The sequence below is a fragment of the uncultured Aquimonas sp. genome, assembly GCF_937888285.1.
Classification (GTDB): Bacteria; Pseudomonadota; Gammaproteobacteria; order Xanthomonadales; family Xanthomonadaceae; genus Aquimonas.
This window is the reverse complement of the sequence record NZ_CALART010000053.1, coordinates 1-18,083: the sequence shown is the minus strand read 5'-3', so window position 1 is coordinate 18,083 and position 18,083 is coordinate 1. Positions and strand designations below refer to the sequence as shown.

General features: G+C 67.9%; 11 protein-coding genes. 4 read left to right on the top strand and 7 right to left on the bottom strand.

The window, feature by feature from the left end:
* Window positions 1–374: 374 nt before the first annotated feature.
* Both Q0654_RS11200 and Q0654_RS11195 read right to left on the bottom strand, forming a co-directional pair.
* On the bottom strand, window positions 375–1,724 hold the full coding sequence (locus Q0654_RS11200) for a TldD/PmbA family protein (RefSeq protein WP_298853832.1): 1,350 nt from the start codon (window positions 1,722–1,724) through the stop codon (window positions 375–377).
* A 17-nt stretch (window positions 1,725–1,741) separates the two neighbouring features.
* A complete protein-coding gene (locus tag Q0654_RS11195) occupies window positions 1,742–3,376 on the bottom strand; it encodes a TldD/PmbA family protein (RefSeq protein WP_298853830.1) in 1,635 nt (544 codons plus the stop codon).
* 155 nt (window positions 3,377–3,531) lie between these two features.
* Between Q0654_RS11195 and Q0654_RS11190 the strand changes: the two genes are divergently transcribed.
* On the top strand, window positions 3,532–4,284 hold the full coding sequence (locus Q0654_RS11190) for a helix-turn-helix domain-containing protein (protein ID WP_298853828.1): 753 nt from the start codon (window positions 3,532–3,534) through the stop codon (window positions 4,282–4,284).
* Window positions 4,285–4,460: 176 nt separating this feature from the next.
* Here the strand turns inward: Q0654_RS11190 and Q0654_RS11185 are convergent, their stop codons facing one another.
* From Q0654_RS11185 to Q0654_RS11170, 4 genes are all read right to left on the bottom strand, one after another.
* Window positions 4,461–4,862, bottom strand: coding sequence for a SirB2 family protein (locus Q0654_RS11185; RefSeq protein WP_298853826.1), 402 nt, complete (start codon window positions 4,860–4,862; stop codon window positions 4,461–4,463).
* 161 nt (window positions 4,863–5,023) lie between these two features.
* The gene (locus Q0654_RS11180; RefSeq protein WP_298853824.1) at window positions 5,024–6,238 is read right to left on the bottom strand and encodes an NnrS family protein; all 1,215 of its coding nucleotides are present in this window, start codon (window positions 6,236–6,238) and stop codon (window positions 5,024–5,026) included.
* Window positions 6,239–7,158: 920 nt separating this feature from the next.
* A complete protein-coding gene (locus Q0654_RS11175) occupies window positions 7,159–9,435 on the bottom strand; it encodes a nitric-oxide reductase large subunit (RefSeq protein ID WP_298853822.1) in 2,277 nt (758 codons plus the stop codon).
* Window positions 9,436–10,537: 1,102 nt separating this feature from the next.
* On the bottom strand, window positions 10,538–12,775 hold the full coding sequence (locus tag Q0654_RS11170; RefSeq protein ID WP_298853820.1) for a TonB-dependent hemoglobin/transferrin/lactoferrin family receptor: 2,238 nt from the start codon (window positions 12,773–12,775) through the stop codon (window positions 10,538–10,540).
* 228 nt (window positions 12,776–13,003) lie between these two features.
* Between Q0654_RS11170 and Q0654_RS11165 the strand changes: the two genes are divergently transcribed.
* Entirely contained in the window at window positions 13,004–15,100 is a 2,097-nt protein-coding gene (locus tag Q0654_RS11165; RefSeq protein ID WP_298853819.1) for a cytochrome D1 domain-containing protein, read from the top strand.
* Between the two features lie 537 nt (window positions 15,101–15,637).
* The gene (locus Q0654_RS11160; RefSeq protein WP_298853818.1) at window positions 15,638–16,036 is read left to right on the top strand and encodes a hypothetical protein; all 399 of its coding nucleotides are present in this window, start codon (window positions 15,638–15,640) and stop codon (window positions 16,034–16,036) included.
* A 94-nt stretch (window positions 16,037–16,130) separates the two neighbouring features.
* Here Q0654_RS11160 and Q0654_RS11155 read toward each other — a convergent pair whose 3' ends face one another.
* A complete protein-coding gene (locus Q0654_RS11155; RefSeq protein WP_298853817.1) occupies window positions 16,131–17,045 on the bottom strand; it encodes a hypothetical protein in 915 nt (304 codons plus the stop codon).
* Between the two features lie 272 nt (window positions 17,046–17,317).
* Between Q0654_RS11155 and Q0654_RS11150 the strand changes: the two genes are divergently transcribed.
* Window positions 17,318–17,728 carry a cytidine deaminase gene (locus Q0654_RS11150; protein WP_298853816.1) on the top strand — a complete coding sequence of 137 codons (411 nt, stop codon included), beginning with the start codon at window positions 17,318–17,320 and terminating at the stop codon, window positions 17,726–17,728.
* The last annotated feature ends 355 nt before the right edge of the window (window positions 17,729–18,083 follow it).

The following is an 18,083-nucleotide window of genomic DNA, read 5'->3' as shown; positions in this document are numbered from 1 at the left end:
GTGGCCTTTCTTTGGCCTACCTTTCTTTGGCCACGCAAAGAAAGGTAGGTCGGGCCGGCCGCAGGACGGACCGAAAGCTCTTGACCCTGCTTTTCGCCCCGAGCGAAGAGCCATCAGGTATAGCAAGAGCTGAAAGCCGAGCACCAACGCCAGACAAGGCTCGGAGCGAGCGCTTCGCCCGGCCCCCTCCCCAACCCACCTTCGCTTCGCTCGGGCTCTCGGGGTCATCGGCTGCCACCGGCAGCCGATGAGCGACCCCGAACCGCTCCCCGATGGGAGAGGGGCCCAGAGCGGCGACCGCTTGGAACGAGACGAGCGTGGAGCCCACGGTGGGCCAGGGCCCACCCTATGAGCATGCACGCCCGTTCCTGCCGCTACACCGCATCCGACAGCGAAGTGAAGGTGAAATCCCGCACCTTCATCGCCGGCACCATCATCGCGATGCCCGGGCCGCCGCCGACGCCGGCACCCGCGTTGATGCGTTCGGGTCGACCCAGCTCCTCGATGTTGTTGAGCATGATGATCGGCGATTCGTTGAAGCGGAAATTCTTGATCGGGTGTTTCACCTCGCCGTCTTCGATGTAGAAGGTGCCGTCGCGGGTCAGACCGGTCAGCAGCACGGTCTGCGGATCGACCAGGCGGATGTACCAGGTGCGGGTCACCAGGATGCCGCGCTTGGTCGACTTGACCATGTCCTCGGTGCTCTTGTCGCCGCCGCTCATGATGATGTTGCCGGGCATGGCGATCGGCTCGCGCTCCTGCTGCTTCGCCCAGTAGCGCGAATAGTTCAGGTGCTTGACGACGCCGTTCTCGATGATGGCGTGCTTGCCGCGCGGCAGACCGTCCATGTCCCAGGGCAGCACCGGCACATCGGGGTGGGCCGGGTCGGCGAAGGCGTTCACGCGCTCGTCGAACACCTTCTCGCCGAGGCGGTTGCCGCCGCCCTTCTTCGACAGGAAGCTGCGGCCCTCGTCGGCCTGACGGGCATCGAAGCCCATCAGCATGAACATCAACAGGCCCGAGACCGCGGCCGGTTCGAGCACCACCGTGTACTTGCCGGGCTCCAGCGCCTTGGCATCGACCGAGCCCTTGGCCTTGCGGATCGCGGTCTGGATGTCCTTCGAGGCATCGAACTTCGAGGCATCGGCCAGATTGGTGGCGACCCAGCCCGAGCCGGTCTCGTCGGCGGTGCGCACCGTGCAGGTGTAGTCGAGGTTGTTGAGCTGCTGGTAGCCGAAGTTGCCGCGGCTGTTTGCCGTGGCGATGAAGCCGGTGTTGTCGGCGAGGTAGCCGGCCGCGACCAGGCTGTCGTCCTTGCAGGGCTTGATCGAATCCAGCGCGACCTTGGCGCGGAAGGCCGGGTCGATGTCGGCGGTGGCCTGCACATAGGTCGGCGTCGCGGTGTAGCTCTGCTTCTCCACCGCCGGCATGAACTCCGGGTTCTCCGGCGCCAGCTGGGCCAGCTCCTCGGCGCGGCGCACGACGCGCTCCAGCGAGGTGTCGTCGAAGCTGTTGGTGGTGGCGATGCCGCTGCGCTTGCCGAAGGCGACCTGCACGGCGAGGTTGACCTCGTTGACCACGCCCGAGGTCGAGACCGAATTGCGGGCGAAGCGGATGTTGCCCTCGCGGTTGCCGGTCAGGGTGGCGATGCATTCGTCGGCCTTCGACAGGGCGATGACCTTGTCGAGGATGGCCTTGGCTTCGGCTTCAGTGAACATGCTCATGGTGTCCTCCTTGGACCTCAGCCGATGTTGCGGGCGGTGTTGATGACATTGATGCCGCGGAAGCGCGCCGTCGACGATCCATGCGACACCGCCGAGACCTGCGAGGGCTGGCCCTTGCCGTCGAAGAAGCTGCCGCCCAGTCGATAGTCGCGCTCGTCGCAGACCGCGTCGCAGGCGTTCCAGAACTCCGGCGTGCGGATCTGGTAGGCCACGTCTTCGAGCATCTGGGTGATCTTGCCGTCCTTGATCTCGTAGAACAGCTGGCCGCCGAACTGCGCGTTGTAGCGCTGCTGGTCGATCGAGAAGCTGCCGGCGCCGACGATGTAGATGCCGTTCTCGACGCCCTCGATCATCTGCTCGGGGCTGAGCTCGTCCTTGCCCGGCGCCAGCGACACGTTCGGCATGCGCTGGAACTGCACGGCGTTCCACGAATCCGCATAGCAGCAGCCGTGCGACTCGCTCTCGCCGATGATGTGGGCCTGATCGCGGATCGCCTGGTAGTTGACCAGGATGCCGTCACGGACCAGATCCCAGCGCTTGGTCGGCACGCCCTCGTCGTCGTAGCCCACCGCGCCGAGGCTGCCGACCTGGGTCTTGTCGGCGAACAGGGTGACCTTGTCGCTGCCGTACTGGAACTTGGCCTCGCGCTTGTCGAGCGTGGCGAAGCTGGTGCCGGCGAAGTTGGCCTCGTAGCCGAGCACGCGGTCGAGCTCGAGCGGATGGCCCACCGACTCGTGGATGGTCAGCCACAGGTGCTGCGGGTCGAGCACGAGGTCGTACTTGCCCGGCTTGACGCTCGGCGCCTTCAGCTTCTCGACGGCGTGACGCGCAGCGGCCGCGGCATCTTCGATCAGGTTGTAGCTGTTGCGGTAGCCGATCACGCCGCCGGGCATCTCGATGCGCTCCGAGGCGTCGCCATCCAGGTACTCGTAGCCCATGCCGACCGGCGTCGACAGGCCCGCGCGGTTGCGGAACTTGCCGCTGCTCTTGTCGACCGCGGTGACCTGCAGCGGCACCCACAGGCGGTGCACGTCCTGGTCGATGTAGCTGCCGTCGGTGGAGGCGAAGTACTTCTGCTCGTTGATCTGGAACATCGTCGAGTTGACGAAGCTGGCGCCGGCCTTCATCGCCTCGGCGTTGGCTGACAACAGCAGCTCGACCTTGTCCTTGATCGGCACTTCCATCGCGTTCTTCTTGATCGGCGTGGCCCAGCTGACCTCGCCCACGCCCTTGACCGGCGCCAGCCGCACCGGCTCGCTCTGCACGGCCGAGTTGGCCTTGGCGATGGCGACGGCTTCGAGTGCTGCGGCAACGATGGCCTCGGCGGTGAGCGTGCTGGTGGCGGCGAAGCCCCAGGTGCCATTGGCGATGACGCGGATGCCGGCACCGATCGACTCGGTGCTGGCGACGTTCTGCACCTTGTCCTCGCGGGTGACGATGAACTGGTTCAGGTAACGACCGATGCGGATGTCGCAGTAGCTGGCGCCGGCCTCGGTCGCGGCGGTCAGCGCGCGGTCGGCCAGGGCCTTCTTGATGGCGAGGTCGATGCGCCCGTCGGTGAGCGCCTCGGCGGCGATCAGCCGGCCGGGGCGGGCCAGCAGCAGGCCGGCGGCGCCGAGCCCTGTGAAGGTAAGGAAATCGCGTCTGTCCATGGCGCTCTCCGCGCAGGGGTGGAGGAAAGGCGCGCGGGCTGCTGCGGGCCTGCCGCGCGACCCCGTGGACAGTGCGGCCGGGCGTGAAGCCCGGGCATGTGCCACAAGGCCGGGGCGCGGTAGCATTCGACCCCAACTCACGTCACGGCTGTCGCATGAGCACACCCAGCGCACACCGCGCCCGACCCACGCCGATCGCCGATGACGGCGATGCCCTGCACTTCTGCAGCACCTGCGCCTTCGCCGGTGCCTGCCAGGCCGAGGGCTACGACAAGGCCGCGCTGATGGAGCTGCACTGCCTGGTCGAACACATCGGGCCGTTCCAGGCCGGCGACTACATCTTCCGCGAGGGCGAGAGCTTCAACGCCATCGCCGCGGTGCGTGCCGGCACGGTCAAGACCTTCACCGTCGATGCGCAGGGCCGCGAGCAGGTGCTGGGCTTCTTCCTACCCGGGGAGGTGATCGGGCTCAACGCCATCCACAGCGCGCGCTTTCCCTGCAATGTGATGGCGCTGGACACGGTGATGCTGTGCCGCTTCTCGTTCCCGATGATGGCGACGCTTGCGACCCGCATGCCGGGCCTGCAGGGCCAGCTGTTCCGGCTGCTGAGCCAAGACATCAACAAGGCTGCGCTGCTGGCCGGTGACTTCAGCGCCGACGAGCGCATGGCCGCCTTCCTGCTGAGCTTCTCGCGGCGCTTCGCCGCGCGCGGCTTCTCGTCCACCCGCTTCAACCTGGCGATGTCGCGCACCGACATCGCCAACTACCTGCGGCTGGCCGCGGAGACGGTCTCGCGCGTGGTGCGGCGCTTCCAGGACGAAGGCCTCATCCACGTCAACCGCCGCGAGTTCGAGCTGCTGGACCTCAATCGCCTGCACGCCCTCGCGCAGCCCGTGCTGCGCGACTGAAGGCACCACGCAGCCCGTGCTGCGCGACTGACCCATAGGGTGGGCCCTGGCCCACCATGAGCTGGACACACACCGCGGTCACAAGCTGCGCAAGCGCCCCTCCGGTGATCGCGACACGCCTGCCGAGGAGCCAGTGTGGCGGCACTGCGCCGGCCACGGTGGGGCCAGGGTCCGCCCTATGCGAGCCAGCTGCTGAAGAGGCCCCAGGGCTGGTGCGCCCGCGCCACCGTGTACATGAAGCCGAAGCTTGCCAGCGCCGCCAGGTAGTAGCTCCATCGTTGCGCAGTCGAGCGCGCGCGCTTCAGCGCCATCACCCCGAGCACGATGTAGAGCACCAGCAGCACCAGCTTGGTCAGCAGCCAGGGCGTGGTGAAGGGGTTGAGCTTCAGCACCACCAGCAGCATCAGCGCCGCGGTCAACAGTGCGGTATCGATGGTGTAGCTCAGATAGCGCACGGCCGCGGCATTGGCCCAGCGCTGGCCCAGCAGCACCAGCAGGCCGCGCAGGGCGAAGAGTCCGCCGCTCAGCAGCACGAGGCCGACGTGGGCGGCTTTGATCTGTGGATAGAGTTCGAGCATGGGCGGCGGGGATTGGGGATTGGGGATTCGGAGCGCCGTACTGGCGTGCGGGCTTGAGGGCTCTTCTGCCTGCCGAATGGAAAGCATGAGGTGGAAGCGGAGTCCATGGTGGGCCAGGGCCCACCCTATGGGCACCGGTGGAATTGGATGATGCGGCCGCCTCAACCGGGCCGGCCATCCGCGCGCGGCCGCAGGTAGATCCACAGCGAGCGCGCGACCCAGGGCAGGAACACCAGCAGCCAGCCCAGCGCCGCTGCGCGATACCAGTCCATGGGTGAGGCCACCAGCTCGCCGACCACCCGCAGCACCGCGACCGCCTGCATGCCGATGAAGGCGAACAGGGCGACCCTGCCCAGCACCAGCGGCCGACCCGAATGGCCCTGCGTCACCCGCGTCACCATCGCCACCAGCAGGCTGCCGAACAGGCCGATCGACAGCGCATGCACCGGCGCGCGGCCGAGCGCGAACTCGCCGCTCCAGAACATCCACAGGCTTTGCGCGGCGTACAGCGCCATTGCGATCGGCAGCCAGGCATAGCCGACGAACAGCACCCGCAGCAGGGCCGGCATCGGGCCGCGCGGCCACCAGCGCCAGACGCTCAAGGCCGCCAGCGCCAGCAGGGGCAAGTCGACCAGCCACAGCCAGGCGTGGCCGTGCATCAGCTCCAGCGCCAGATGCGCCAGCCACAGCGGCCACTGCGCCGCCAGCAGCCACAGCGGCCGCCAGGGCGCATAGCCAGGCACCACGTTGGCGGCGAAGAAGGGGAACATCCGGTGCGCCACCGTCGCATACACCGGCAGCAGCAGGCCGAAGCTGCCGAGCTTGATCACCACATAGGCCAAGCGCGCGTCACCGGTGTGCAGGTAGACGGCGAAACACAGCAGGCCGGCAAAGCCGATCACCAGCGCCGCGAAGCCGCTGATCGCATGCCAGGTGGTCTGGCGATCACGCAGCAGCACGCTGCCCAGTACCGTGAGCCCGGCGGCCCAGCCGGCGATCGTGTTGACCACGCCCAGATGCAGCAGCAGGCCGCTGCCGCTGAACATCGAAGCCAGGCACAGCAGCTGGCCGCTGATCATGCCGAGGCCCACCGGCACGTAGTGCCAGCGACCGAGTTCGGGCAGGCCCATCCAGCGGGGGAACACGGTGATCAGGAAGCCGAAGAAGAAGCTCGGCAGCACCTGGTACTGCAGGATGAAGGCGTGCATCCAGCCGGCCGGCACGCTGCCTGCGGGCAGGGCGGCAGGGTTCATCAGCCACAGGGTCCACCAGGCCATGGCCGCCAGCACATTGGCCGCACCGATGAAGAACAGCAGCCGGTGCGGCGCGGCCGACAGGGTGCGGGCGAGATCGGCGGGGAGCGTGAGGGTGTTCATGGGCGCAGGATGCGCGTGGCGCGCGGGGAGCGCGCTGATCTGCGTCAGCCGATGCGCTGGCCCCTCTCCCCGCGGGGGAGGGGGTGGGGGGGGCTGGGCGAAGCGTTTGCTTCGGGCCTTGCCGTGCGTTGCGACTTGGCTCATGGCTGATGTGGCGCCTGCGCTTTCGTCGCTCCGAGCGAAAAGCAGGAGCAAGCGATTTCGGTCAGCCCTGCGGGCTGCCCGCCCTCGCGGCTGTCATAGGGTGGGCCCTGGCCCACCCTGAGCTCCGCACTCGCCCCGGTTTCGTTTGTTCGCTGGGTTGCCTGAAGCGAGGAGCAAGAGCTTTCGGCCAGCCCTTAGAGCTGCCCGACCTCGCGGCTGTCATAGGGTGGGCCCTGGCCCACCATGAGCTCCACGCTTGCCTCGGTTCTGTTTCGTCGCTTCGTCGCTCGAAGCGAAGAGCAAGAGCTTTCGGTCAGCCCTTCGGGCTGCCCGACCTACTTCTCTTTGCGTGGCCAAAGAGAAGTAGGCAAGAGAAAGGCCACCCCTCGTCCGCGCCCTCTGCGCATCCCTGCGCAGAGGGTTCGCGAGTCTCGGCCGGTGTTCGTGGACAGTGCATCCCTGCACTGTCACGAACATCGCCGGCATCCCTGCCGGCGCCCCTTTGGGCTGATCCGCGGCCTCCCGCCGCTCCCGAGGGGCCCCGTGGAAAGCGCGGGCTCCTGCCCGCAAGAGCCAAAGCGAGAAGCGAGAAGCGAGAAGCGAGAAGCGGCGATGTGGATAGGGTGGGCCCTGGCCCACCGTGGGCTTGACGCTCGCGCATGCCCATCTGCACCGAAGCCCCAACGCAGAGCGGGCCCGGAATCACCCGGGCCCGCTCTGCGAGACCTGCGCGCATTCACCGCGCCGGTCCTTGGTGCATCACGCGGCCGCGCCGCTCACACCCGCGCCTCGGCCTCGCTGCCCTTCGGAGCTGCGAACGCCTGCTTCGGCTTGATCCACAGCCGCAGGGTGAACCAGGCCAGGGCCACCGCGCCGACGCTGAACACGGTGTCGCCGGGCACCCGCATCCACACCAGCATCTGGATGATCGGCTGCTGCATCAGGTCGGCCGAGCGCGCATACCAGTAGCCGTGCTCGATCGCCGCGGCCAGCTGGATGATGCCCATCGGCAGCAGGGTGAAGAGGGCCATGCCGACCAGGCCGACGTTGAGTGCCCAGAACGCGGTCTTCAGCGCGCCCTCGTTCCAAGCCACCAGCGGTTTGATGCCGCGCAGGCAGAACAGCATCAGGCCGATGCCGAGCATGCCGTAGACGCCGAACAGGGCGGTGTGGCCGTGCAGCGGGGTCAGGTTCAGGCCCTGCATGTAGTACAGCGGCAGCGGCGGGTTGATGAGGAAGCCGAACAGACCGGCGCCGACCAGGTTCCAGAAGGCCACCGCGACGAAGAACATGATCGGCCAGTGGTAGCGGCGCATCCACGGCGTGGCCGAGGCGAGCTTGTAGGTGTGGTGGGCTTCAAAGCCCAGGAAGGCCAGCGGCACCACTTCCAGCGCCGAGAAGCTGGCGCCGATCGCGATGACCGCGGTGGGCGTGCCGGTGAAGTACAGGTGGTGCAGGGTGCCCAGCACGCCGCCGGCCATGAACACGATGGTGGCGAACAGCACCGCGGTGGTGGCGAGCTTGGCGCGGACCAGGCCGAGCTTGGTGAACAGGAAGGCGATCACGGCCGTGGCGAAGACCTCGAAGAAGCCTTCGACCCACAGGTGCACCACCCACCAGCGCCAGTACTCGACCATCGACAGGTGGGTCTTCTCGCCGTACATCAGGCCGGCGCCGTAGAACAGGCCGATCGCGACCGTGGAGAGGAACAGCAGCAGGGTAATCGACTTGTGCTCGCCGCCGCGGCGGATCGCCGGCACCAGGGTGCGGCCGACCAGGAACAGCCAGATGCCCAAGCCGAGGAACAGGAACCACTGCCAGAAGCGGCCAAGGTCGACGTACTCCCAGCCCTGGTGGCCGAACCAGAAGTTGTGCGCCAGACCCATCTTCTGCATCACCGCGAACCACTGCCCGGCGAAACTGCCGACGACGATGATGATCAGGCACACCCAGAGCACGTTGACGCCGAGGCGCTGGAACTTCGGCTCATGGCCCGAGATCGCCGGGCCGATGTACAGGCCCATGCCCAGCCAGGCCGTCGCGATCCACAGCACCGCGAGCTGGGTGTGCCAGGTGCGGGTCAGCGAGTAGGGCAGGAACTCCGACAGGGCGATGCCGTAAAAGTCGTGGCCTTCGACCTGGTAGTGCGCGGTCAGGGCGCCGAGCAGGATCTGGGTGAGAAACAGCGCGATCACCACCCAGAAATACTTGGCGGTGGCCTTCATCGAGGGCGTGACCGTGATCGTCGACAGCGGATCGATCTTCGGCAGCGGCGGCAGGTCCTCTTCCTTCTGGCGGGCGTTGTACCAGCCCAGCAGGGCGATGCCGGCGATCAGGAACAGCACGCTGAACACGGTCCACATCAGCAGGTTCGGTGCCGGCTCATTGCCGACCAGGGGCTCGTAGGGCCAGTTGGCGGTGAAGCTGATCGCCTGCCCCGGGCGCTCGGTGACCGCCGACCAGGCCGTCCACCAGATGAAGGCGTTCAGCGCACGGCGGTGCTCGGCTTCCTTCACCGTGCCGTTCTTCATCGCGTAGGCGCGGCGCAGGTCGAGCATCTGCGGGTCATCGCCGAACAGCGCGATGTAGTGCTCGGCGACCACGTTCATCGCCTGCGCGCGCTGGGCGCTGATGATGAGATTCGAGGTGCTGGCCTCGTAGCCGTTCTGGCGGATCTCGCTCTGCAGGCGCACCTGCAGGGCGGCCTGCTGCTCGGGTAGCAGGTCGGCGTAGTCGCGCTCGTGGGTGCGACGCGCTTCGATGTCCAGCCAGGCGATCGCCTCGCGATGCAGCCAGTCGGCAGTCCAGTCCGGCGCCACATAGCTGCCGTGGCCCCAGATCGAGCCCAGCTGGTGGCCGCCCATCGACTGCCAGACCTGGCGGCCGGTCTCGATGTCGGCACGGGTGTAGACCACGCTGCCCTCGGTGGTCACCACCTGCTCGGGGACCGGCGGCATCTGCCGATGGATCTCGGTGCCTACCCACAGCAGGACCGCAAACGAGACCGTGAGCAGGGCGATCAGGCCCAGCCACAGCTTTCTTTCAATGCTCACGACGCGCACTCCTCATCGACCTTTTGATGTGGAGGGGATGCTCCGCTCCAGTGGGTCTGGGTGGCACTGATGCAGGTCAAGCGGGGCGGTGGTCGCCAGGCCGCAGTTGCGCGGGTAGGGCGCGGCCCTGCCGTTGATCTGCCGGCGAAAGGCTCGACGTTGCTCCGCTGCGCTTGAGCCCTCTCCCCGTGGGAGCGGTTCGGGGTTGCTTATCGGCTGCCGGTGGCAGCCGATGACCCCGAGAGCCCGAGCGAAGCGAAGGTGGGGTTGGGGAGAGGGTCCGGGCGGAGCGTCGCCATCCCTCTTGCCCGAGGAATGACTGCGTTTGATCTTGCTGCTCGCTGCTTGAAGCAAAGCGCAAGAGCGTTCGATCCGTCCTTCGGGTGGCCCGCCCTCGCGGCTGTCATAGGGTGGGCCCTGGCCCACCATGAGCTCCACACTCGCCTCGGTCTTGCTGCGTCGCTTCGTCGCTTCGTCGTTTCGTCGCTCGAAGCGGAGAGCAAGAGCTTCTCCAGTCGGCCCTTCGGGCTGCCCGCCCTCGCGGCTGTCATAGGGTGGCCTTGGCCCACCATGAGCCCCACGCTCGCCTCGGTTTCGCTTGTTCGCTCTGTCGTTTGAATCGAAGAGCAAGAGCTTTCGGTCAGCCCTTCGGGCCGCCCGACCTACTTCTCTTTGCGTGGCCAAAGAGAAGTAGGCAAGAGAAAGGCCACCCCTCGTCCGCGCCCTCTGCGCATCCCTGCGCAGAGGGTTCGCGAGTCTCGGCCGGTGTTCGTGGACAGTGCATCCCTGCACTGTCACGAACATCGCCGGCATCCCTGCCGGCGCCCCTGCGGGCTGATCGTCCGAGCCTCGCCGCTCCCCAGGGGCCCCGTGGAAGAGCGCGGGCTCCTGCCCGCAAGAGCAACCGCAGAAGCGAGAAGCGGGAAGCGGGAAGCGGGAAGCGAAGCGTCCATAGGGTGGGCCCTGGCCCACCATGGCGTGGAGGCGTGCTGCGGCGTGTCGCATTCACGTGTCGCTTGCGAGGAGGTCAGCCTGCGAACGCGAAGACAGGGGCGAGTGTTGGGCTCCTGGTGGGCCGGGGCCCACCCCATGGCGCGCCAGCTCAGAACCTCACATCTACCCCTACGCTCACGCTCCGCCCCGGCTGCGTGTAGAAGCCCAGGTTCGGCGTGCTCGCCGCCAGCCCGCGCACGTTGGCCCAGCGCCAATGGCGACGGTCGCCGAGGTTGAACAGGCCGAGGTTCAGGCGCACCTGCTCGTGAACCTGCCACCAGGCGAAGGCATCGAACACGGCGTGGCCGGGCGGGGCGAACAGCGCGCCTGAGGTCTGGTCGAGAGCGTCCTTGCCGCGCACCCCGGTGGTGATGAACTCCGCACCCCAGCGGCCGTTGCCGGCGGCGTAGTTCAGGCCCAGAACGGCGGTGTCGGGGTCGACGCTGTTCAGCGGCTGTCCTCGGCGCGTGTCCTCGCCGTCCGCCGTCGCCAGCGCGCCCTGCAGGCGGAAGCCATCCAGCGTCTCCGACAGCCCGGCCAGGTCCCATTCGACTTCAAGCTCGAGGCCTTCGATGCGGGCGCGATCGCGGTTGACCGACTGGAACACGAGGGCGCCGGTGCTCGCGTCCACGCCGAGGTTGGCGCGCGATTCGATCAGGTCGCGGTAGTCGTTTCGATAGGCCGACAGGGTCGCGTGCACGCGCTCGCCGGCGTAGCGCCAGCCGGCCTCGAAGCCGTGGCTGGTCTCGGGCTTCAGATCGGGGTTGGGCCGCACCTCGTAGTTCAGAAGCGTCAGCGACAGACCGATGTTCAAGTCGGAAAAGGGCGGGGCGCGGAAGCCGCGGGCGTACTGCAGGAACAGCTGGCTGTCCTCGGTCGCGGCGAAGCGCAGGCCGAGCTTGCCGGTCAGGCTGTCTTCGCTGCCGTCCACCACCTCGAACCCGGGATAGTCCTCGACGAACATCGCGTCGGGCCGCGCGTCCAGCCGGTACTGGTCGTAGCGCAGGCCGGGGATCAGCGCGAAGCGGCCCAGCGTGATCTCGTCCTGCAGGAACAGGGCGCGGCGCTCACCGACCGAGGTCGGGAAATCGCGCACCGGGAAGCGCTCGCCCAGCACCACGGTCGAGGTGCTGCCGTTGCGCAGGTTGGTCTCGAGGCCATCGCGCTCGCCTTTGTAGCGGTTGCGCTCCAGTTCCAGCCCGGCCAGCAATTCGTGCGCGGCCGCGCCGGTGCTGAAGCTGCGCATGCCCAGCAGATCCAGGCCGAGATCGCGTTGCGCGAAGTCGAAGCGCCGCCAGCGCAGCGACTCGAAGGGCGTGGTGCGGTCGGCCAAGCGGAACTGCTCGGTGTCCTGGCGGGTTTCGCTGTCCTGGCCGTAGAGCAGGGCTTCGATGCGGTCGAAGCCGAGCAGGCTCGCCTCCCAGTTCGTCTTCAGGCTGATGCGGTTGCGGCGCTGGGCGTCGTCGCCCAGCAGTTCGTAAGTGGTGGTGAAGCGGCCGGGAGCGAAGCGCTGGCTGACCACGTCGGTCTGCACCTCACTGCGCTGGTGCTCGAAGGCGAGCTGCCACTGGCCGTGCGCGCCGAAGCCGCGGCCCAGCTTGCCGAGCAGGCTGCGTGCTTCGCGATCCGTGGGATTGGCGTCTTCCGCCGTCGAGCGGCCGCGGTTGCCCGGCGTGCCGGCCTCGCGCAGCGAAGCGACCAGCACGCCCTGCAGGCCGTGGTCGCCGGCGAAGGCATGGCTGAAGCCCAGGTGCCGGCTGGCATCGCGGCCGGCGTAGCCCGCCTGCAGTCCGACGTGGCGATCGCCCGCGCTGGTGGCCAGCAGGCTGTCGGCGTCGCGGGTGCGGATGGCGACGATGCCGGCCAGCGCATCGCTGCCATACAGCGTCGAAGCCGGTCCACGCAGCACTTCGATGCGTTCGATGCTGGCCAGCTCGCCGAAGTCACGGCCGGCGGCGGCGAACTGGCCGACCGCGAAGGCCTCCGGCAGGGGCACGCCGTCGATCTCGACGCGCACGCGGTTGCCGCCTAGCCCGCGGATGGACACGCCCTGGCTGCCGAAGCGGTTGGGCTCGGAGTCCATGCGCAGCCCCGGCACGTAGCGCACCAGATCGGCGGCATCGACGGCCAGGCGCGACTCGAACTGTTCGCGATCGACCAGGCTGACGCTGGAGACGACCTGTGACAGCGGTTCGGGCGCGCGGCGGGCCACCACCACGATCTGGTCGAGGCGGGTGGCTTCGGCGGCGGCCTCCGCCCGGGATGCCTCGAAGGGCGCGAGCGCGCAGAGCAGGGGCAGGGCCAGCGCGATGGCGCGGCAAAGGGGGCGAGGAGGACAGCGGTGCATGGGGCGTGTTCCAGCAGGAGTTGGGGTGCAGCCTACGGGTCGTCACCCTCACGCAAACTTGAGTGAGGTCAAACGCGTCTTCACGAAGGCCGGGAGACTGCGGTCCACCTGACCCAAGTCAGGGTTGACGCGTGAAGTGCGGGCACAGACTGACCACCGAGCAGGACGCTCAGGCACCCCAGAGAAGCGTGCCCGCCCTGCACCCCCGCTACCCGCCAGGAGATCGCCATGCGTTACCGACACCTTTCCGGGGCCCTGGCACTGATGCTTTTCAGTGCCACCGCCTGCAGCAGCGACACCGTCAACGAGCGTCCGCCGAAGTCCGATGCCGAGGCCGGCCAGGCCGCCTATCTCGCCAACTGCGCGGCCTGCCATCAGCCGGACGGCTCGGGTCTTGCGGGCGCCTTCCCGCCGCTCAAGGGCTCGGACTGGCTGACCTCCAACACCGCCGAGACCGCGATCCGCGCGGTGCTGACCGGCCTGTCTGGCCCGATGAAAGTCAGCGGCAAGGACTACAACGGCGTGATGCCGGCGATGAGCCATCTGAGCGACGCCGACATCGCGCACATCCTGAGCTACGTCAACACCGGCCTGAACTCCGGCGGTGCCGCCATCAGCGCCGAGCAGGTGGCCGCGGTGCGCACCGAGATCGGCGCGCCCAAGGACCCCGCCCAGGGTCAGGCCCACCCGGGCACCTCGCAGGCGCAGGCCGCCTATGAGGGCGCGCCAAGCACGCTCGCCGGTGCCGACGTCAAGCAGGTGCGCACCCCGGGCGCCCCCGACATGACTGAGGACGAGTTCGCCGCCGCCAGCGAGATCTTCTTCCAGCGCTGCGCCGGCTGCCACGGCGTGCTGCGCAAGGGTGCCACCGGCAAGCCGCTGACCCCGGACATCACCCAGGGCAAGGGCACCGACTACCTGAAGGCGCTGATCACCTTCGGCTCGCCGGCGGGCATGCCCAACTTCGGCACCGGCGGTGAGCTCACCACCGAGCAGGTCGACCTGATGGCGCGCTTCCTCCAGCACACGCCGCCGAACCCGCCGGAGTGGGGCATGGCCGAGATGCGCGGCAGCTGGAACGTGATGGTGCCGGTCGAACAGCGTCCGACCCGGCAGATGAACAACTACAACCTGGAGAACATCTTCTCGGTGACCCTGCGCGACTCGGGCGAGATCGCCCTGATCGACGGCGACACCTACGAGATCATCAACATCATCAAGACCGGCTACGCGGTGCACATCTCGCGCATCAGCCACTCGATGCGCTACGTCTACACCATCGGCCGCGACGGCAAGATCGACCTGATCGACCTGTGGATGGAAACCCCCGACCGCGTCGCCGAGATCAAGATCGGCCTCGAAGCCCGCTCGGTCGAGACCAGCAAGTTCCCGGGCTACGAGGACAAGCTGGCCATCGCCGGTGCCTACTGGCCGCCGCAGTACGTGATCATGGACGGCCCGACGCTGGAGCCGATCAAGATCGTCTCGACCCGCGGCATGACCGTCGACACCCAGGAGTACCACCCGGAGCCGCGCGTCGCCGCCATCGTCGGCAGCCACGAGCACCCGGAGTTCATCGTCAACGTCAAGGAGACCGGCCGCATCCTGCTGGTCGACTACAGCGACCTCGACGCGCTCAAGGTCACCACGCTCGATGCCGCGCGCTTCCTGCATGACGGTGGCTGGGACGTGACCAAGCGCTATTTCCTGACCGCTGCCAACCAGAGCGACAAGATCGCCGTGGTCGACTCGCGCGACCAGAAGATGGTCGGCCTGATCGATGTCGACAAGATCCCGCACCCGGGCCGCGGCGCCAACTTCGTGCACCCCGAGTTCGGTCCGGTCTGGGGCACCTCGGCGCTGGGCAACGAGAAGGTCACGCTGATCGGCACGGATCCGGAAGGTCACCCCGACCAGGCCTGGAAGGTGGTCGACGTGCTGCAAGGCCAGGGCGGCGGTTCGCTCTTCATCAAGACCCATCCGAAGTCGCGCAACCTGTGGGTCGACACACCGCTGAATCCGACCGCCGAGGTCTCGCAGAGCATCGCCGTGTTCAATCTCGACGACCTCGAAGGCGGATATGAAGTGCTGCCGATCGCCGAGTGGGCCAATCTGGGCGAAGGCCCGAAGCGCGTGGTGCAGCCGGAGTACAACAAGGACGGCACCGAGGTCTGGTTCTCGGTGTGGAACGGCAAGGACCAGCGCTCGGCGATCGTGGTGGTCGACGACAGGACGCGCACGCTCAAGGCCGTCATCGACGACCCGCGCCTGATCACGCCGACCGGCAAGTTCAACGTCTACAACACGGCGAAGGACGTGTACTGAGCGCTGTTCGCTTCAATGCTTGAATGCGGAAGGCCCGGGCAAACCCGGGCCTTCTGCCGTGCGGATGCCACGAACCGGCGCGATGCCTTGCGCGGCTTGGGCCAGGCGCAGCGCGTCGCAAGGTGGCGCGGCCGACCACCGCATGCGTGGATGTTCTGCGCCGAACGTGTCGGTCGCCAAAGCCAATCGCCACGTCACCTAGCGCGCTGCGGCGCACTGCGGCCCGAGCCCATGGGCTGGGTCTCGACCCACGTCAGTTGAACTTGCCTCGGTTCGGTCCGGGCGCGTGTCGTGCGTCCATGCGGGCGTCTCCTTTCGCATGAGATGGTGTGGGGATGACGCGTCGGAAGACTCGGCAACCGCTGTGCGATGGAGAAGTGGAGCAGCAGCGCTTGCGCGAACCTGCCGATGGACCGAGGCTGGGATCAGGCGCATGGTGGGCTAGGGCCCACCCTATTGGCTTGACGCCACGTCTGCACGCACGACGCTGCTCCGAATCCCGAATCCCGAATCCCGAATCCCGAATCCCGAATCCGCATGGACCCCGCACCCTCACCGAACGCCATCGTCTGGGAAGTGCTGGCCCAGTGCTGGGTCGACACCGAGTACGACGCGGATCAGATGGATGCTTTCGCGGAGAAGCTGCGGGGCACCGGGCTGGGCGTCGAAGAGATCGAGCGCATCGTGCTCGACGAGGTCTGCGGAGCCTTCGCGCTCGACACCATCGCGGTCTATCTGAGCTTCGGCATGGGTCTCGACCCGTGGTTCTTTCCGGAGGACGAGGCGCGGCGCAAGGTGGCGGAATGGCTGGCCCGGCCGCGCTGGACGTCCTGGCTCAATCCGTTCTGGTGGCTGGGCCGGTGGGCGGCACGCAGGCATGTGCGGGAGGACTGGCGCGCGCTGCGCGCGCGGCTCGTGGAGTCAGCCGGGCCCTGAATCGCAGGACTGCGGCCCCCTACGATCCGCGTGAGTGGCTAGACCTTTGCAGTGTGCAGGCCATGGACACACGACAGGCGCGACGCCGCTGCAGCTACCAGCGGCTGTCCACGTACAGCCGGAAGGGCCGCTTCGGATCCTCGCGCCAGGCCTGGCGCAGGGCGAGATGCTGGTGCGGGCGCGTGAGGTCGATCCGCAGGGTGTCCTGCGCCGGGCTCTCGTTGATCTCGCGGGCGTCGATCAGCAGGATCTCGAACCAGCGCAGCAGCGCGGCCCCTGTGTCCAGGCACTGGTCGTCGGCATCCTTCAGCCAGGTGAAGTCGCCGCCGTCCTGGTGGAAGCGGAACCAGGCCTCCCCAGGGCAGTGCGGATTGGGAGCGGGGACGTAGGCGAGGTAGCCGATGCCATCGCCGCCTTCAAGGGCGACGAAGACCGCGCTGTCGAACACGGGCTGCCACTCGGGGAAGTCGTCGTAGTCGGAGCCGAAGCGGTCCATCTGCTGTTTCAGCGGCAGCAGGTCGTCGTCGCAGTCCAGCCAATGGCCGAGACCACCGAAGCTGACCCCGCCGACCGCGGTACACAGTTCGACCAGTGCGTTGGGCAACGCGTGCCCGAGGCGCGCCTCGACCTGCGCGCGGGTGTCGCTGTCCATGGGCGTCCCGCGCAGCTCGACCCCGCTCTCCTCCCAGCCCTGCGCGGCGTCGAAGAGAGCGCGCATGCGCTCGCCGAACGGCGTGCTCCGATCGTAAAGGCCGGGTGTCTCCGCCGAGGTGTCCACCAGGCGGAAACTCTGCTCGTGCCGGGTGTCGAAGATCAGGCCCGATTTCAGTGCGTGCAGATGCAGGGTCGTGGCCGTGGGTGGAATCTCGAAGCGGCAGTCATCACCGGGCGGCCAGCGCATGCCGATCGTCGGCGGCGCGTGCGTGTAGCGGCAGACCTCCTGCCCATCGAGGATCAGGCTGAACTCCCAATCCACGTGTTCCTTGCCCAGGTAGGCGCCGAGCGTCATGCGCGAACCTTCGCTGGCGCTTGCTGCAACGCCGCCAGTGGACAGGAAGAATGCGAGAAGAAGTGCGCATGTCGATGCGCGTGCGGTCGGCATTTGTTTTCCCGGATGGCAATGCGAGGGCGCGGAGTGTAACGCCCCATGGCAAGGCGCGTGGAAGGCTCGCGTGGCCTGTCTCCCGCTTTACCTGGGCTGCGTGCTCGTGCACGGGCGCACCCGCGACAGGCAGTATGTGCGGCCCCGTCCATGTGCGCGCATGCGCACGGAAAGCCTCTATGCATCCCGAGCTGGATCCCGTCCTCGTTGAGGCCGCGCGTGCCGTCGCGCGGCGTGCCTACGCACCGTTCTCCCACTTCCACGTCGGCTGCGCGCTGCGTACCGCCAGCGGTGGCCTGTACGCGGCCTGCAATGTCGAGAACAGCGCCTATCCGCTGAGCGGCTGCGCCGAGCGGCACGCGCTGGCGGCCGCGGTGGCGGCGGAAGGTGCGGGTGTCAAAGTGGTTGAGCTCGTGGTGCTGGCCTTCGACGGTGAGGGCCGGCCGCAGGAGGCCGCGCCCTGCGGGGGCTGCCGCCAGCAGATCTTCGAGCTGGGTCCGGGGGCGCGGGTGGGGTTCCTTGCCGAAGGGGCTGCGCGGGTGCTCGCGATCGATGCGCTGCTTCCCTTCGGGTTCCGGCTGTCGCCTTGAGCCGGCGCGGCGATGCGGCGGCGCGCGCGCTGGCGCAGCTCATGATGCGGCGGCGTGAACGTCCGCGAGCGTCATAGGGTGGGCCCTGGCCCACCACACCATGCACGCACGCAAGGTCTCTTGAACGTCGTTGCGCTCTTGAGCGGTCGCCGGGGTTCTCTCGGCCGGTGGCGGGCCGATGCGCGATGCCAAGCGGAAGCGGAGCGCGCGGATTCAGCAGCGAACCGGGCCCAGGGTGGGGTTCATGGTGGGCCAGGGCCCACCCTATGGGCTTGACGTCGCGCCCGGCCGCGCGACGCTGTCCCGAATCCCGAATCCCGAATCCCGAATCCCGAATCCCGAATCCCGAATCCCG

Coding starts and splice junctions, on each gene's coding strand:
- Q0654_RS11185 (WP_298853826.1), bottom strand. CDS start 4,862: ATGCTCGAACTCTATCCACAGATCAAAGCCGCCCACGTCGGCCTCGTG.
- Q0654_RS11200 (WP_298853832.1), bottom strand. CDS start 1,724: ATGAGCATGTTCACTGAAGCCGAAGCCAAGGCCATCCTCGACAAGGTC.
- Q0654_RS11170 (WP_298853820.1), bottom strand. CDS start 12,775: ATGCACCGCTGTCCTCCTCGCCCCCTTTGCCGCGCCATCGCGCTGGCC.
- Q0654_RS11160 (WP_298853818.1), top strand. CDS start 15,638: ATGGACCCCGCACCCTCACCGAACGCCATCGTCTGGGAAGTGCTGGCC.
- Q0654_RS11190 (WP_298853828.1), top strand. CDS start 3,532: ATGAGCACACCCAGCGCACACCGCGCCCGACCCACGCCGATCGCCGAT.
- Q0654_RS11150 (WP_298853816.1), top strand. CDS start 17,318: ATGCATCCCGAGCTGGATCCCGTCCTCGTTGAGGCCGCGCGTGCCGTC.
- Q0654_RS11195 (WP_298853830.1), bottom strand. CDS start 3,376: ATGGACAGACGCGATTTCCTTACCTTCACAGGGCTCGGCGCCGCCGGC.
- Q0654_RS11180 (WP_298853824.1), bottom strand. CDS start 6,238: ATGAACACCCTCACGCTCCCCGCCGATCTCGCCCGCACCCTGTCGGCC.
- Q0654_RS11165 (WP_298853819.1), top strand. CDS start 13,004: ATGCGTTACCGACACCTTTCCGGGGCCCTGGCACTGATGCTTTTCAGT.
- Q0654_RS11155 (WP_298853817.1), bottom strand. CDS start 17,045: ATGACGCTCGGCGCCTACCTGGGCAAGGAACACGTGGATTGGGAGTTC.